This is a genomic window from Sphingomonas pseudosanguinis (assembly GCF_014196255.1).
GTDB classification, from domain to species: Bacteria; Pseudomonadota; Alphaproteobacteria; order Sphingomonadales; family Sphingomonadaceae; genus Sphingomonas; species Sphingomonas pseudosanguinis.
In genome coordinates this window covers 39,595-53,543 of sequence record NZ_JACIDH010000001.1, presented here as the reverse complement: position 1 = coordinate 53,543, position 13,949 = coordinate 39,595, and the positions used below count along the sequence as shown (strand labels likewise).

The 13,949-nt window shown below is 67.3% G+C and carries 9 protein-coding genes; 4 read left to right on the top strand and 5 right to left on the bottom strand.

The genetic code is table 11. The features are described from left to right. Nucleotides 1–16: 16 nt before the first annotated feature. From lysA to argH, 3 genes are read right to left on the bottom strand one after another with little or no spacing between them, the layout of a single operon-like run. Nucleotides 17–1,279 carry a diaminopimelate decarboxylase gene (lysA, locus tag GGR48_RS00210; RefSeq protein ID WP_183949685.1) on the bottom strand — a complete coding sequence of 421 codons (1,263 nt, stop codon included), beginning with the start codon at nucleotides 1,277–1,279 and terminating at the stop codon, nucleotides 17–19. Next, the gene (locus GGR48_RS00205; RefSeq protein WP_183949684.1) at nucleotides 1,279–1,515 is read right to left on the bottom strand and encodes a hypothetical protein; all 237 of its coding nucleotides are present in this window, start codon (nucleotides 1,513–1,515) and stop codon (nucleotides 1,279–1,281) included. Before GGR48_RS00205 ends, lysA begins: the two co-directional genes overlap by 1 nt. Beyond that, entirely contained in the window at nucleotides 1,512–2,879 is a 1,368-nt protein-coding gene (gene argH, locus GGR48_RS00200; RefSeq protein ID WP_183950577.1) for an argininosuccinate lyase, read from the bottom strand. The genes GGR48_RS00205 and argH overlap by 4 nt, the downstream gene beginning before the upstream one ends. Nucleotides 2,880–2,895: 16 nt before the next feature. Between argH and GGR48_RS00195 the strand changes: the two genes are divergently transcribed. After that, the gene (locus GGR48_RS00195) at nucleotides 2,896–3,504 is read left to right on the top strand and encodes a TlpA family protein disulfide reductase (protein WP_183949682.1); all 609 of its coding nucleotides are present in this window, start codon (nucleotides 2,896–2,898) and stop codon (nucleotides 3,502–3,504) included. 274 nt (nucleotides 3,505–3,778) lie between these two features. Here GGR48_RS00195 and GGR48_RS00190 read toward each other — a convergent pair whose 3' ends face one another. Next, nucleotides 3,779–6,724: a TonB-dependent receptor domain-containing protein gene (locus tag GGR48_RS00190; protein WP_183949680.1), complete on the bottom strand. Its 2,946-nt coding sequence runs from the start codon at nucleotides 6,722–6,724 to the stop codon at nucleotides 3,779–3,781. A gap of 213 nt (nucleotides 6,725–6,937) precedes the next feature. Here GGR48_RS00190 and GGR48_RS00185 point away from each other — a divergent pair, with 213 nt between their 5' ends. Together GGR48_RS00185 and mdoH are read left to right on the top strand one after the other, a co-directional pair. Further along, entirely contained in the window at nucleotides 6,938–8,449 is a 1,512-nt protein-coding gene (locus tag GGR48_RS00185; protein WP_240456137.1) for an OpgD/OpgG family glucan biosynthesis protein, read from the top strand. Further along, nucleotides 8,446–10,245 carry a glucans biosynthesis glucosyltransferase MdoH gene (gene mdoH / locus GGR48_RS00180; RefSeq protein WP_276208022.1) on the top strand — a complete coding sequence of 600 codons (1,800 nt, stop codon included), beginning with the start codon at nucleotides 8,446–8,448 and terminating at the stop codon, nucleotides 10,243–10,245. Before GGR48_RS00185 ends, mdoH begins: the two co-directional genes overlap by 4 nt. 99 nt (nucleotides 10,246–10,344) lie before the next feature. Here mdoH and GGR48_RS00175 read toward each other — a convergent pair whose 3' ends face one another. Then, complete coding sequence (locus GGR48_RS00175; protein ID WP_183949676.1) at nucleotides 10,345–11,343, bottom strand: ligase-associated DNA damage response exonuclease; 999 nt, start codon at nucleotides 11,341–11,343, stop codon at nucleotides 10,345–10,347. A 19-nt stretch (nucleotides 11,344–11,362) separates the two neighbouring features. Between GGR48_RS00175 and GGR48_RS00170 the strand changes: the two genes are divergently transcribed. Next, nucleotides 11,363–13,774, top strand: coding sequence for a ligase-associated DNA damage response DEXH box helicase (locus GGR48_RS00170; RefSeq protein ID WP_183949674.1), 2,412 nt, complete (start codon nucleotides 11,363–11,365; stop codon nucleotides 13,772–13,774). Nucleotides 13,775–13,949 lie beyond the last annotated feature (175 nt).

Genomic DNA, 13,949 nt, shown 5'->3' with positions numbered 1-13,949 from the left:
AATGGGGCGGCGGGCATCACTTCTTCAGCCACTCCGGCACGCGCTCGGCGGCGATGATCGTCTCGGCGGCGATGCGGTCGGCGACGACGGCGTAGCGATCGCCCTCGACCATCACTTCGGGCACCAGCGGGCGGCTGTTATAGGTCGACGCCATGGTCGCGCCATACGCGCCGGCGGTGCGGAACACGGCGAGGTCGCCCGATTGCACCACATCGATCTCGCGGTTCATGGCGAAGGTGTCGCCCGTCTCGCACACCGGCCCGGCGATATTCGCCATCATCGTCTCGCCGGTCGGCTTCACCGCGACGAAATCATGATAGGCGTCATAGAGCGCCGGCCGCGCGAGATCGTTCATCGCCGCATCGACGATGACATAGGGGTTGGCGACGCCGGGCTTCACCCAGACGACTTCGGTCGCGAGAACCCCGGCATTGCCCGCGATCACCCGGCCGGGCTCGAACATCAGCTCGACATCCCAGTCGCTGGTCACGCGCGCCACCATCTCGCCATAGGCGGCGGGCGCGGGCATCACGTCGCCCGGCTTGTACGGCACGCCCAGGCCACCGCCCAGATCGACGCGGCTGATGCGATGTCCCGCCCCGCGCAGCTCGGCGACCAGTTCGCCGACACGCTTATAGGCGGCTTCCAAGGGCGCGAGATCGCCCAGCTGGCTGCCGATGTGACAGGCGACGCCCTTCAGGTCGATACCGGGCAGCCCCGCCAGCCGATCGAACATGCCGAGCGCCTGGTCGATCGGCACGCCGAACTTGTTCTCTTTCCGCCCCGTCGAGATCTTGGCGTGGGTGCCGGCATCGACGTCCGGGTTCACCCGCAACGTGGCGGGCGCGACCAGGCCACGCGCATGCGCCAACTCGGCAAGGACCGCGCCTTCCTCTTCCAGTTCCAGATTGAACTGGCCGATCCCGGCCTCGAGCGCCGCGACCAGCTCGGCACGGGTCTTGCCGACGCCGGAGAAGACGATGTCCTCCGCCTTCATCCCCGCCGCCAGCGCACGGCGCATCTCGCCGACCGAGACGACGTCGGCACCGTACCCTTCATCGGCCAGCACGCGCAGCACGGCGAGGTTCGGATTCGCCTTGATCGCATAGGCCAGATGCACGCGCGGCAAGGCGCTCAGCCCTTCGCGAAACACCTGCGCATGGCGGCGGAAGGTGGACGCGGAATAGATATAGACCGGCGTACCGACGTCCGCGGCAATCTTGGATACGGGCACATCCTCCACATGGAGTTCGCCGTTCGAAAAGTGAAAATGGTCCATCAGCGGGGGGGCAAATCGAATTCGTCCGAACGCCGTTCCTGCGACTGGGTCATCAGTTCGTCGGAGCGTTGCGGGCGTTGTTGGGGGGTGGGCGTCAGCAATTGCTGCGCCGTCGGACGGGCGCTGGCACCACGCGGCGCGACCGGCAGCGGCTCGCCCTTGGGCGGTTGCAGCCGGTTGGCCGCGCCACAGGCCGACAGGCCGAGCGCGATCAGCAGGACGGACGCGCGCTTCATGGCCGCAGGCCCCGCGCGGTGGCTATGGCGGCGCGGACATTGGCGGGCGCGGTGCCGCCGAAGCTGACCCGGCTGGCGACCGAGGCATCGACCGACAGCACGTCATAGATGCCGTCATCGATCCGCGCGTCGATCGCGGTCAGGTCGTCGATCGACAGCTCGTGCAGCATCACGCCCTTCTCCTCGGCCAGCTTCACCGCGCGGCCGGTGATATGATGCGCCTCACGGAAGGGGATGCCGCCGACCCGCACCAGCCAGTCGGCCAGATCGGTCGCGGTCGAGAAACCCGCCTCCGCGACGCCGCGCATCCGCTCCGTCCGGAAGGTCGCGCTCTGGATCATGCCGGTCATCGCCGCGATCGACAGCGCCAGCAGGTCGTGCGCCTCGAACACCGGCGGCTTGTCGTCCTGCATGTCCTTGGAATAGGCGAGCGGCAGGCCCTTCATCGTGACCATCAGGCTGGTCATGCAGCCCATGATCCGCCCGGCATGGCCGCGCACCAACTCAGCGGCGTCGGGGTTGCGCTTCTGCGGCATGATCGAGCTGCCGGTCGACCATTGATCGGACAGCGCTACAAAGCCGAAGGGCTGCGACGCCCAGAGCACGAACTCTTCCGCAAGGCGCGACAGGTGCAGCGAGCAGTTGGTCGCCGCCTGCAGATAGTCGATCGCGAAGTCGCGGTCGCTGACCGCATCGAGCGAGTTGCGCGTCGGCGCGTCGAAACCCAGCGCGGCGGCCGTCATGTGCCGGTCGACCGGGAAGCCCGTCCCCGCCAGCGCCGCCGAGCCGAGTGGGCACTGGTTCATCCGCGCGCGCGCATCGGCAAAGCGGCTGGCGTCGCGCACGATCATCTCGTGATAGGCCATCAGGTGATGGCCGAGCGTCACCGGCTGCGCGGATTGCAGATGCGTAAAGCCCGGCATCACGCTGTCGGCATGCTCTTCCGCACGGGTCAGCAGCGCCTCGCGCAGCGCGCCCAGCGCGGTCAGCGTCTCGTCGATCGCATCGCGCACCCACAGGCGGAAATCGGTCGCCACCTGGTCGTTGCGCGACCGTGCGGTGTGCAGGCGCCCAGCAACAGGGCCGATCAGCTGGCTGAGCTTCGCCTCGGTCTGCATATGGATGTCTTCGAGGGTCAAGTCCTCGGCCACGCCATTGGCGGCATAATCCTCGGCAACCTTGTCCAGCCCGGCGGCGATCGTCGCGGCATCCTCGGCCGAGACGATGCCCTGTTTGCCCAGCATGGCGAAATGCGCTTTCGACCCGGCGATGTCCTGTTTCCACAGTCGCTTGTCGAAGGGGATGGACGCGTTTATCTCGCGCATCACCGCGGCGGGACCTTCTGCGAAGCGCCCGCCCCACATTGCGTTGGAGCCGCCCATGTCGTCGCGTACCGTGATCGCCTGTCTCCTGGGGCTGATGGTCGCCGGGTGCGATAAGCAAAGCCCCGCCCCGGAGCAAGCCGCCAACACCGCCGTGGCGCAAGTTTCGAGCGGCGAAGTGACCGGCGGCGAAGTCACCGCCGCGCCCGCGCCCGAAGCGCCCAAGCCCGCCGGCACGGTCGACCGTGCCCATAAGGGCGAGGCCGCCCCGGCGCTGGGCTTCACCACGCTGGACGGCAAGCCGGCGACGCTGGCCGATTTCCGGGGCAAGCCGGTGCTGGTCAATCTCTGGGCGACCTGGTGCGGGCCGTGCGTCGCCGAGATGCCGACGCTGGCCGCCAAGGCCGAACGGCTGAAGGGCAAGGTCGCGGTGATCGCGGTCAGCCAGGACCTGGACGGCGCGGCCAAGGTCACGCCGTTCCTGGCCGGTCGCAAGCTCGACGCGCTGCCCGTCTATCTCGACCCCAAGCTGGGGCTGAGCACCCATTACCGTGCCAACCTGCCGACCACGATCCTGTATGATGCGACCGGCAAGGAAATCTGGCGCGTCACCGGCGGTTTCGACTGGGCCGGGGCCGAAGCGCAGAAGCTGCTCGCCGAGGCGTAAGCCCCCTCCCCGTTCAGGCTGAGCCATTCGGCTGGCCGGTAAGCCAGCCGCTCAGGATAAACTTCGACGCATAGCGCCGAAGTCGAAGCCCACGCCCCGCGATCGCCAAGGGTGCCCCGTTCGCTTCGACTTCGCTCAGCGTGAACGGAGGGGTGGGCCAGCACAGGCGCAAAAAGAACCCCGCCCGGCCTTCGGGCCGAACGGGGCAGTCTGGGGTTTAGATGCGCACGCCAACTCGTCGAATGGGGGCGACGGGCGCCGCCCCCATCCGGCATCAGAACTCGGCGGTCAGGCCGATGAAGATGGTCCGGCCGACCGCATCGTACAGGCCCGGATAGGTGTTGCCGTTGCCGAACGAGGTCAGCAGGCCCTGGGCGATGATCGGCGGGTCCTTGTCGAACAGGTTGTTGACGCCCGCGCGGAAGACGATGCCGTCCTGCACCTTGGCGGTGCCGGCGAGGTCGAAATAGTTGTACGCCTTGATCCGGCTGTTGAACGCGGACGGCGTGCCGGCCAGATTCGGGTCGGACGAATTGCTGGTCAGGTTCGTCGCGCCGATATAGCGCCAGTTGAGCGACAGCGAGCCGACCTTGGCCGCATCGGTCCAGGTGAAGCGCGCCTGATGCCGCCATTCGGGCGTCGGCTGGCCGCAGACCGGACCGAAGAAACCGACGCAGTCATAGGAGCCGAGGCCCGGCACCGGCTCGTTGACCAGCTTGCGGTTCCAGTTGCCCTGGAAGTCGACGCCCAGCGAACCGGCGCCGCTCAGCGGCTGGAGGTAGCTGAGCCCGAAATCGACGCCCGAGGTGCGCAGCGAGCCAGTATTCTGCGTCGTCGAGACGATATAGCCCTGGTCGCCGAAGATGATGCCGCCGCGCGGATCGCGGTTGAACAGGCGGCAGAAGAACGGGTTGCCGGTCTGGATGCACTGGCTGATCGTCTGGTTGACCGAGATCGAGCCGATATAGTCGCGCACGCGGATGTCGTAATAGTCGACCGAGAAGGTCAGGCGACGCAGGAAGCTGGGCGTGAAGACGATGCCCGCCGTATAGGTGTCGGCGGTTTCGGGGCGCAGCGCCGGGTTGCCGCCGAACTGCGCGGTGCAGGTTTCCGCCGGGCAGTCGGTGATGCGGCCATATTGCGCCTGGGTCACGCCGGTGCGCGCGCACTGGGCGAAGGTCGCGGTCGGCGTCGCGGTGGCGCAGGGGTCCTGCGCGCTGACATTGCCGTTGACCTGCGGCCCGAACAGCTCGGACACATTGGCGGCGCGGATCGCGCGGTTGTAGCTGCCGCGCAGGCGGATGTCGCTGCTCGGCGCCCAGGACAGCTCGGCCTTGTAGGTCGAGACGATCTTGGACAGGTTGCTATAGTCCGATCCGCGATAGCCGGCGTTGAGCGACAGATCCTTGAAGAACGGCTTGTTCTGGATCAGCGGCACTTCGATTTCGGCGAAGACCTCGTTCACGTCGAACCGGCCCTCGGTTTCCTTCGTCCCCTTTTGCAGGGCGAGTGCGTCGGCCTTGAACTCCAGGCTCTCGTAACGATGCTCGACGCCCAGGACGAGGCCGATGCCGTCGTCCGACCAGAGCGACTTCACGCCGTACGTGCCCAGATCCGCGCTGATATTGCCGCTGAGCACCGTTTCCTTGTCGATGCCGCGGGTCGAGGTCGGCGCATAGATATAGCCGAAGGCCGCATCCGAAATGCCGTTGAAGCGGAAGATGTCGAGCGGAATGCAGTTCGGGTCGGTGCCGTCGATCACCGATTTGCAGGTGGGCGTGCCGTTGCGGTTGACCACCTGGATCGCGCGATTGGCGCGGGTGGGATCGATGTCGTTCGAATAGGTCTCGTTGAACAACACCGTCGAGAACAGCGCGTTGGCGTCATAGCGGATGCCCTCGGCGATCTGGCCGCGCACGCCGCCCGAGAAGCGGTAATCGGTATGGCGCAGATCGTCGCGGCGCGGCCGCGCATTCCCGGCGACCGGGCGATAGCCGATATAGGCCTGTTGCGAGGCGTTGGTGCCATAGGCGTTGCCGCACAGGATCTGGCCCTGCTGCGCGCTCAGGAACGGATTGTCGCAGTTGACCGTGTAGGTGAAGCCCTGGAACAGCGCGGAGGGGGCGACCTGCGAATTGGTGCGGTCGTCCATGAACATCACGCTGCCATAGGCCTCGATCGCGGGCGTGACCTCGTACTTGGCAAAGGCACCGGCGGTGTAGCGCGTGTCGTTGCGCTGGAAATAGTTCAGCGGCGCATAATTGTAGCGGAAGCTGGAATCATAGGGGACCCAGGTTCGGTTGCCGTCGCGCGTGTTGTTGAAGCGGCCCGCATCGGCGCTGGGACCGGTGATCGGGTCGAACAGGCCGTACTGGTTGTTGCTCGATCCGCCGCAGGTCAGCGTCGAATTGCCCGCCCCCGCCGGATCGAAGGCGCAGGCCGAGACGTCGCGATTGCCCTGCAGCACCGGCTTGGTGTCGCGATAGCCGAAATAGGCGGTCACATTGCCGCGCCCGTCAGGAAAGTTGGTGCCGAAGGCCAGATTGACGTCCAGCTTCTGCCCGTCGAGGATCATCGGCTGAGCCAAGCGGTAATTGGCCTGACGCTGGATGCCGCGCGCGAAGTCGTTGTCGTTCTGGTGCTGGGCGAAGCCATACTGCACATCCGCGCGCACGCCGTTCAGATCGTCGCGCAGGATGAAGTTGACCACGCCCGAAATCGCGTCCGAGCCGTACACCGCCGAGGCGCCGCCGGTCACCACGTCGACGCGCTTGATCAGCGCGGTCGGCACGAAGTTCAGGTCGTTGGCCTGCACCGGCAGCATGCGCTGGCCGTTGATCAGCACCAGGTTGCGGTTGCTGCCCAGGTTGCGCAGGTTGACGCGCGCGGTGCCGTCCGAACCGTTCGAGCCATTCTCATTGGCGTCCGGCGTCACCTGCGGCAGGCGGTTGAGCACATTCTCGACCTGGACCGCGCCCTGATAGCGGATTTCGGTCGCATCGACGACGGTCAGCGGGCTGTTGCTGGTCAGGTTGGGCCGTTGCAGGCGGGTGCCGGTGACGACGATCGCCTCGCCGTCCTGCCCTGCCGACCCATCGCTGGATACCGTCACGGCATCGGACGTGGTCGTCTGTTGCTGGGCTTGCGCCGTCGACACCGAGAGCAGCGCAATCGCAATGGCGCCGGCCGAACAGGCCAGCTTCTTGTAATTTCCGGTCACGTATGACCCCCCTCTTTGATCTTATAGGACCAAAGGCTGACCTAAGATCACGTCCATGTCAAATATATTATACCGTATTTAGGATGCTATTTTGGGATGGGAGGTCGGGTGGGCAGCCCCAGGCAACCGATCATCGCATGTTGCGTTGCACCAATGGATCGTTGCGCCCAGCGAACTATCGGACGTGACGAATGACGCTTCAGGGAGCCGATGATGCAGGCCAATCGCCGCGAGCTGGTCGCCGCCTTCGCCATTTTGGGACTGTCGCCGGCGATGGCCACGCGCCTCGCCGCGCAGAGTGCTGCGCCGCTGGGCAAGGCGCAGCCCTTTTCCTGGGCGATGCTCCAGAGCCGGGCCGAACAGCTGGCCCGCCAGCCCTATACGCCGCAGGCCAAGGTCGAGGCGGCCGCCGCGATCGATTATGACGCGGTCGGCACCATCCGCTACCGCGACGACAAGACGCTGGCGGGCGGTATCCGGCTCTTTCCGCTCGGTCGCTATGCCCCCAACCCGGTCGGCATCCATATCGTCGAGGGCGGCACCGCACGCACCGTCCCCTTCTCGGCCGACCTGTTCACCGCCGAGGCCGGTCACGCCCCGCCGCTCGGCATCGCCGGCTTCCGCGCGATGACGGCGGACGGCAAGAGCGACTGGCTGGCGTTCCAGGGCGCCTCCTATTTCCGCACCGCCGGCGCGCAGGACCAATACGGTCTGTCGGCGCGGGGGATCGCGATCGACACCGGCATCGACGGGCGCGAGGAATTTCCCGCCTTCACCGATTTCTGGATCGAGCGGACGGGGGCGCAGGCCTATACCGTCCATGCCCTGCTCGACGGGCCGAGCGTCACCGGTGCCTATCGGATCGAGTCGATCAAGGGCGCGAACGGCGTCGAACAGCGCGTGTCCGCCGTCCTGTTCTTCCGCCGCGACGTCGAGCGGCTGGGCATCGCGCCCGCGACCAGCATGTTCTGGTATGGTGAGGGCAATCGTGCGGCGGGCAGCGACTGGCGGCCCGAGATTCACGATTCGGACGGCCTCGCGCTGTTGACCGGCGCGGGCGAGCGGCTGTGGCGACCGCTGGTCAATCCGCCGCGCGCCACCCTCGACAGCTTCGCCGACACCAATCCACGCGGCTTTGGCCTGCTCCAGCGCGACCGCGACTTCGACCATTATCAGGATGACGGGGCTTTTTACGACCGACGCGCCAATCTGTGGGTCCAGCCACAAGGCGATTGGGGCCGGGGCCAGGTGATGCTCTACGCTTTCCCCACCAATTCGGAGACGGTCGACAATATCGTCGCCTTCTGGAACCCCGCCGATGCGCCCAAGGCCGGACAGAAGCGCCAGTTCGATTACCGGCTGAGCTGGGGCTCGACCGATCCGACGGTGGTGTCCGCCGTGGCGCATGCGGTCGACCAGTGGACCGGCGCCGCCGGCCGCCCCGGCGCGGAGCCGACGCCCGGCGCGCGCAAGCTGGTCGTCGATTTCGTCGGCCCGGCGCTGGCGGGCCTCGACCGGCAGAGCGGCGTTGCCACCGACATCTCGGTCGCGCGCGGCAAGCTGCTGACCCAGGCCGCCTATCCGGTGGTCGGCCAAGCCAATCGCTGGCGCGTGACCGCCGACGTCGCGCCCGAGGGTCAGGGTCCCGCCGATGTCCGCCTGTTCCTGAAGCGGGGGACCAAGGCGCTGACCGAGACGGTGCTGGCGCCGGTCTTCCTGCCATGAACACCTCGCGCGTCATGATGCCCGAACCGGTGCCGCTGGCGATGCCGGTCCAGCGGTTCGACGGCCCGCCGCCGCCACACAACGCGCCCGAACCGCGACCGGGCGTCAACCTGTCCCCCGACGACATATTGACGCGCCGTCTGCTGCTGGTGCTGCTGACCGGGTTGCTCGCCACCGCCGCCTCCGCCTCGGTGAAGGAGGCGTTGCTCAGCGACGGGTTCAGCCTGCTCGACGGGCTGTTGTTGTTGCTGTTCTTTCCGCTGTTCGCCTGGATTTCGTTCGGCTTCGTGACGGCGGCGATCGGCTTCATCCTGCTGATCTCGCGCGCGCATCCCGGCATCACCGCCGCCCCCAAGAACGCCGCGCCGCCGACCGCGCGCACCGCCGTGCTGGTGCCGGTGCACAATGAGGATGTCGACGCGGTCTTCGACCGGATCGCGCGCATGGCGGTCATGATCGACCGCGCCGGCGCGGCCCACCGCTTCGCCTTTTTCGTCCTGTCCGACTCGGGCGAAGCGGCCGAGGACGAGGAGCGTGCCGCCTGGCAATGCTGGGCACCGCGCCTGCGGGTGCCGCTCTATTATCGTCGCCGGACCGAGAATATCGGGCGCAAGCCCGGCAATGTCGCCGAATGGATTCGCAACCATGGCGGCGGGTACGACTTCATGCTGATGCTCGACGCCGACAGCCTGATGGGCGGCGACACCATCGTCGGCATGGCGCAGGTGATGGAGCAGCGCCCGTCGATCGCGCTGTTGCAGACCGTGCCGATGATCATCGGCGCGACGACCTTCTTCCAGCGCTGGATGCAGTTCGCCAGCCGCTTCTACGGGCCGATCTCGACCGCTGGCCTCGTCTGGTGGTCGGGGTCCGAATCGACCTTCTGGGGGCATAACGCGCTGATCCGCATCCGCGCCTTCGCCGAGAGTTGCGGCCTGCCCGACCTGCCCGGACGGCCGCCCTTCGGCGGCACGATCATGAGCCATGACATGGTCGAGGCGGCGCTGCTCCGCCGGCGCGGCTGGCGGCTGCACATGCTGATGGTCGAGGACAGTTTCGAGGAGTTTCCGCCGACCCTGATCGACCAGGCGGTGCGCGACCGGCGCTGGGCACAGGGTAACATCCAGCATCTGAAGCTGCTGGGGGCGAGCGGGTTCCACTGGATCAGCCGATTGCAGTTGCTAATTGGTGCCTCCGCCTATCTGATGTCGCCCGCCTGGCTGATCCTGATCGCGACCTCGATCGCGCAAAGCCTGTCCGACGATGCCGCAACGGTGCGCGCGGTCACCTCGACCCAGGTGCTGGTCGTGACGCTGGTCCTGCTGTTCGGGCCGAAGGTGTTGAGCATCATATGGGCGATGGCGGATGCCGAACGGCGGGCGAGCTATGGCGGGGCGAAGGGCATCCTGGCCTCGGTCGCGCTCGACGTGCCGCTGTCGATCCTGACCGCGCCCGTCATCGCGCTCACTCAGACGATCGATCTGATCAACATCGTGCGCGGCAAGCCCTCGGGCTGGAGCCCGCAAAGCCGGGTGCGCGACGGCTTGGCGGCGGCGGATGCGATGCCGCGTTATTACTGGCATCTGGGAGTGGGGGCCGCGTTGGTCTTCGTGTCGTTCCTGAACCCGATGCTGGGGGCGTGGCTGTCGCCGGTGACGCTGGGCTTGCTGCTGGCGCCGTGGCTGGCGATGGAGACCGCCAAGGTGCGGCCGGGCGAGCGGCTGGCGAAGAAGGGCGTGTTCGCGGTGCCGGGGTCGGAGGTGGCGGAGCCGGTTCGGCCCTTGGCCTTGGCGTGATTCCCTTGGCCTTCGACTTCGCTCAGGCTGAACGGCCGTTGGTAAAGGACCCAATCCCAAACCCCCGTTCAGCCTGAGCGAAGTCGAAGGCCAAGGGACTCAATCATCCTCATCCTCAAACCCGACCAGCGCCAAGGCCCGCGCCTTCATCTGCCGCGTCTCGCACCAGTGCACTAACGCCTCCTCGCGCCCATGCGTCACCCACACCTCGCGCGGTGCGATCTCGGTCAGCGTGGTCGTCAGCTCATCCCAATCGGCATGGTCGGATAGGATCAGCGGCAGCTCGACATTCTTCTGCCGCGCGCGCTGGCGGACCCGCATCCAGCCGCTCGCCATCGCCGTGATGGGCTCGGGCAGCCGCCGCGACCAGCGATCGTTGAGGGCTCCGGGCGGGCACATGACGACATGCCCCGCCATCTCGGCCTTGGGCGTGTCGGCCACCATGCGAAGCTCGCCCAGATCGACGCCCAGTTCCTGATAGAGCGCGCAGAGCCGCGCCAAAGCGCCATGGAGATAGATGGGCGCCTCATGCCCGCGCACGCGAAGTTCGGCGATCACCCGCTGCGCCTTGCCCAGCGCATAGGCCCCCACCAGCACGCAGCGCGTCGGATTGGCGTGCAGCCGCGCGATCAGCTTGTCGATCTCGTCGCCCGTCTCGGGATGGCGAAAGACGGGCAGCGCGAAGGTTGCCTCGGTGACGAACACGTCGCATTTCACCGGCTCGAACGGCGTACAGGTCGGATCGGCGCGGCGTTTGTAATCGCCCGACACCACGACCCGCTCATCCCGATAGTCGAGCACGATCTGCGCCGATCCCAGCACATGGCCCGCAGGTACGAAGCTGACATCCACCTCGCCCAGCCGGATCGTCTCGCCATAGCCAACGCCGACACCGTTCTGCGGGCCGTAGCGCGCTTCCATGATCGCCAGCGTCTCCGGCGTCGCCCAGACGGTGCCGTGCCCACCGCGCGCATGGTCGGCATGGCCGTGGGTCACCAGCGCCTTAGGTTCGGGTTCGGACGGATCGACCCACACATCGGCGGGGGCCACGTGAATCCCATGTTTATGGGGCTGTATCCAGTCGCCGAGCTTGACCATGATACCTATATCCTTCGGGATGCTCCCCGGTTCCCTTCCCCCTGCCCTGACCGACTGGTTCGCCGCCAAGGGCTGGCAGCCGCGTAGCCACCAGCTGGCGATGTTGGAGGAAGCGCGCGCCGGACGCCACGCGCTGCTGGTCGCGACGACCGGTGCGGGCAAGACACTGGCGGGGTTCTTGCCGACGCTGACCGAGCTGATCGAAGCCCCGAGCGAGGGGCTGCACACCCTCTATGTCTCGCCGCTGAAAGCCTTGGCGGTCGACATCCGCCGCAACCTCGTCACGCCGATCGAGGAGATGGGCCTCGACATCCGGGTCGAGACACGCACCGGAGACACCTCGTCGGACAAGAAGGCGCGGCAGCGGGTGAAGCCGCCGCAGATACTCCTCACCACGCCCGAATCGCTGTCGCTGCTGCTCAGCTATCCCGATGCCGGGACGATGTTCGCCAGCCTCAAGACGATCGTGGTCGACGAGGTCCATGCCTTCGCCACCGGCAAGCGCGGCGACCTGCTGTCCCTGTGCATGGCACGGCTCCAGCGGATCGCCCCCGCCATGCGCCGCGTCGCGCTGTCGGCAACGGTGGCGGACCCGGACGGCTATCGCGCCTGGCTCGCGCCCGATGGTGACATCGATGCGGTCGGCCTCGTCACCGGCGAGCCCGGCGCGCCGCCGGACATCTCGATCCTGCTGCCAGAGGATCGCATCCCCTGGGCGGGCCATTCGGGCCGTTACGCCGCGAGCCAAGTGATGCGCGTCATCGAGGCGAACCGGACCACCATCCTCTTCTGCAACACGCGCAGCCTGGCCGAGCTGATCTTCCAGGATCTGTGGAAGGCCAATGACAAGAGCCTGCCGATCGGCGTCCATCACGGCTCACTCTCGCTGGAGGCGAGGGCGAAGGTCGAGGCGGCGATGGCGGACGGCCAGCTTCGCGCGCTGGTCGCGACCGCCAGCCTCGACCTCGGCGTCGACTGGGGCGATGTCGATTGCGTGATCCAGATGGGGGCGCCCAAGGGCTCGTCGCGCCTCCTGCAACGCATCGGCCGCGCCAACCACCGGCTGGACGAGTCGAGCCGCGCGATCCTGGTCCCCGGCAACCGCTTCGAATATCTGGAGGCACGCGCCGCGCTCGATGCGGTGGAGGCGGGCGAGCTGGACCCCGACCTGTTCCGCCCCGGTGCGCTCGACGTGCTGGCGCAGCATGTCATGGCCTGTGCCTGCGCCGCACCGTTCGAGCAGGGCGCGCTGCTCGACGAAATCCGCTCGGCCATGCCTTATTCGGCGCTGGACGACGAAACGTTCGAGCGGGTGCTGCGCTTCATCGCGGACGGCGGCTATGCGCTGAAAGCCTATGACCGGTTCAAGCGGCTGGTCCAGCAGCCGGACGGGACGTGGCGCGTCACCCATCCGCAATTCGTCGCCCAACACCGCCTCAACGCCGGGATCATCGTGGAAGCGACGATGCTCAAGGTCCGCTTCCGCAACGGCCGCCAGCTCGGCCGCGTCGAGGAAGGCTTCGCCGCGACGCTGGCGCCCGGCGACACCTTCTTATTCGCCGGTCTCAGCCTGGAGGTGGAATCGATAGACGGCGAGGACCTGATCGTCCGCGCCACCTCCCGCCCCGCGCGCATCCCGACCTATGGCGGCAGCCGGATGCCGCTGTCGACCAGTCTCGCCGACCGAGTGCGCGCATTCCTCGCCGACCGGAAAGAGTGGGACCGCTTTCCCCCGGACGTGCACGACTGGCTGGAGATGCAGGACCGCCGCTCGGTCCTCCCCCGCCCCGGCCAGTTGCTGGTCGAGACCTTCCCGCGCGAGGGGCGGCATTACATGGTCGCCTACAGCTTCGAGGGGTGGAACGCGCATCAGTCGCTGGGGATGCTGATCACCCGGCGGATGGAGGCGCAGGGGCTGAAGCCGCTGGGTTTCGTCGCCAGCGACTATGCGCTCGCCTGTTACGGGCTGGAGAAGGTAACCGATCCGGCGAGCCTCTTCTCCCCCGACATCCTCGAAAACGAGTTCGTCGACTGGGTGCAGCAATCGCATCTGCTCAAGCGGGCCTTTCGCGAGGTCGCGGTGATCGGCGGGCTGGTCGACCGCCAGCATCCCGGCAAGCGCAAGACCGGGCGGCAGGTGACCTTTTCGACCGACCTGATCTACGACGTGCTGCGCAAGTACGAGCCCGGCCATCTGCTGCTCCAGGCGGCGTGGGACGATGCGCGGGCGCGGATGACCGATGTGGGGCGGCTGGCGAATCTGCTCGACCGGGCGGGGGGCACGATGCTGCACGTCGATCTGGAGCGGGTGAGCCCGCTGGCGGTGCCGGTGCTGGTGCTGATCGGGCGGGAAAAGGTCGCGACGGGGAGTGCGGATGACGATCTGTTGATCGAGGCGGAAGCGCTCGCGGCGGAGGCGATGGGGGCGTGAGGTAAGGGATTCGTATGGCCTTCGACTTCGCTCAGGCGGAACGGAGCGAGGGATAGGAATCCCTACCGTCTTGCCGCTCCCCTCCCGCAGGCGGGAGGGGATGGGGGAGGGCACGCCACAAGCGACAGACTCGGTGAGACCCCATGCCCTCCCCAAACCCCTCCCGCCTGCGGGA

What these genes read in the sequence shown, in the direction of transcription:
- lysA (WP_183949685.1), bottom strand. Translation starts at nt 1,279, where the DNA reads ATGGACCATTTTCACTTTTCGAACGGCGAACTCCATGTGGAGGATGTG.
- GGR48_RS00205 (WP_183949684.1), bottom strand. Translation starts at nt 1,515, where the DNA reads ATGAAGCGCGCGTCCGTCCTGCTGATCGCGCTCGGCCTGTCGGCCTGT.
- argH (WP_183950577.1), bottom strand. Translation starts at nt 2,879, where the DNA reads ATGTGGGGCGGGCGCTTCGCAGAAGGTCCCGCCGCGGTGATGCGCGAG.
- GGR48_RS00195 (WP_183949682.1), top strand. Translation starts at nt 2,896, where the DNA reads ATGTCGTCGCGTACCGTGATCGCCTGTCTCCTGGGGCTGATGGTCGCC.
- GGR48_RS00185 (WP_240456137.1), top strand. Translation starts at nt 6,938, where the DNA reads ATGCAGGCCAATCGCCGCGAGCTGGTCGCCGCCTTCGCCATTTTGGGA.
- mdoH (WP_276208022.1), top strand. Translation starts at nt 8,446, where the DNA reads ATGAACACCTCGCGCGTCATGATGCCCGAACCGGTGCCGCTGGCGATG.
- GGR48_RS00175 (WP_183949676.1), bottom strand. Translation starts at nt 11,343, where the DNA reads ATGGTCAAGCTCGGCGACTGGATACAGCCCCATAAACATGGGATTCAC.
- GGR48_RS00170 (WP_183949674.1), top strand. Translation starts at nt 11,363, where the DNA reads ATGCTCCCCGGTTCCCTTCCCCCTGCCCTGACCGACTGGTTCGCCGCC.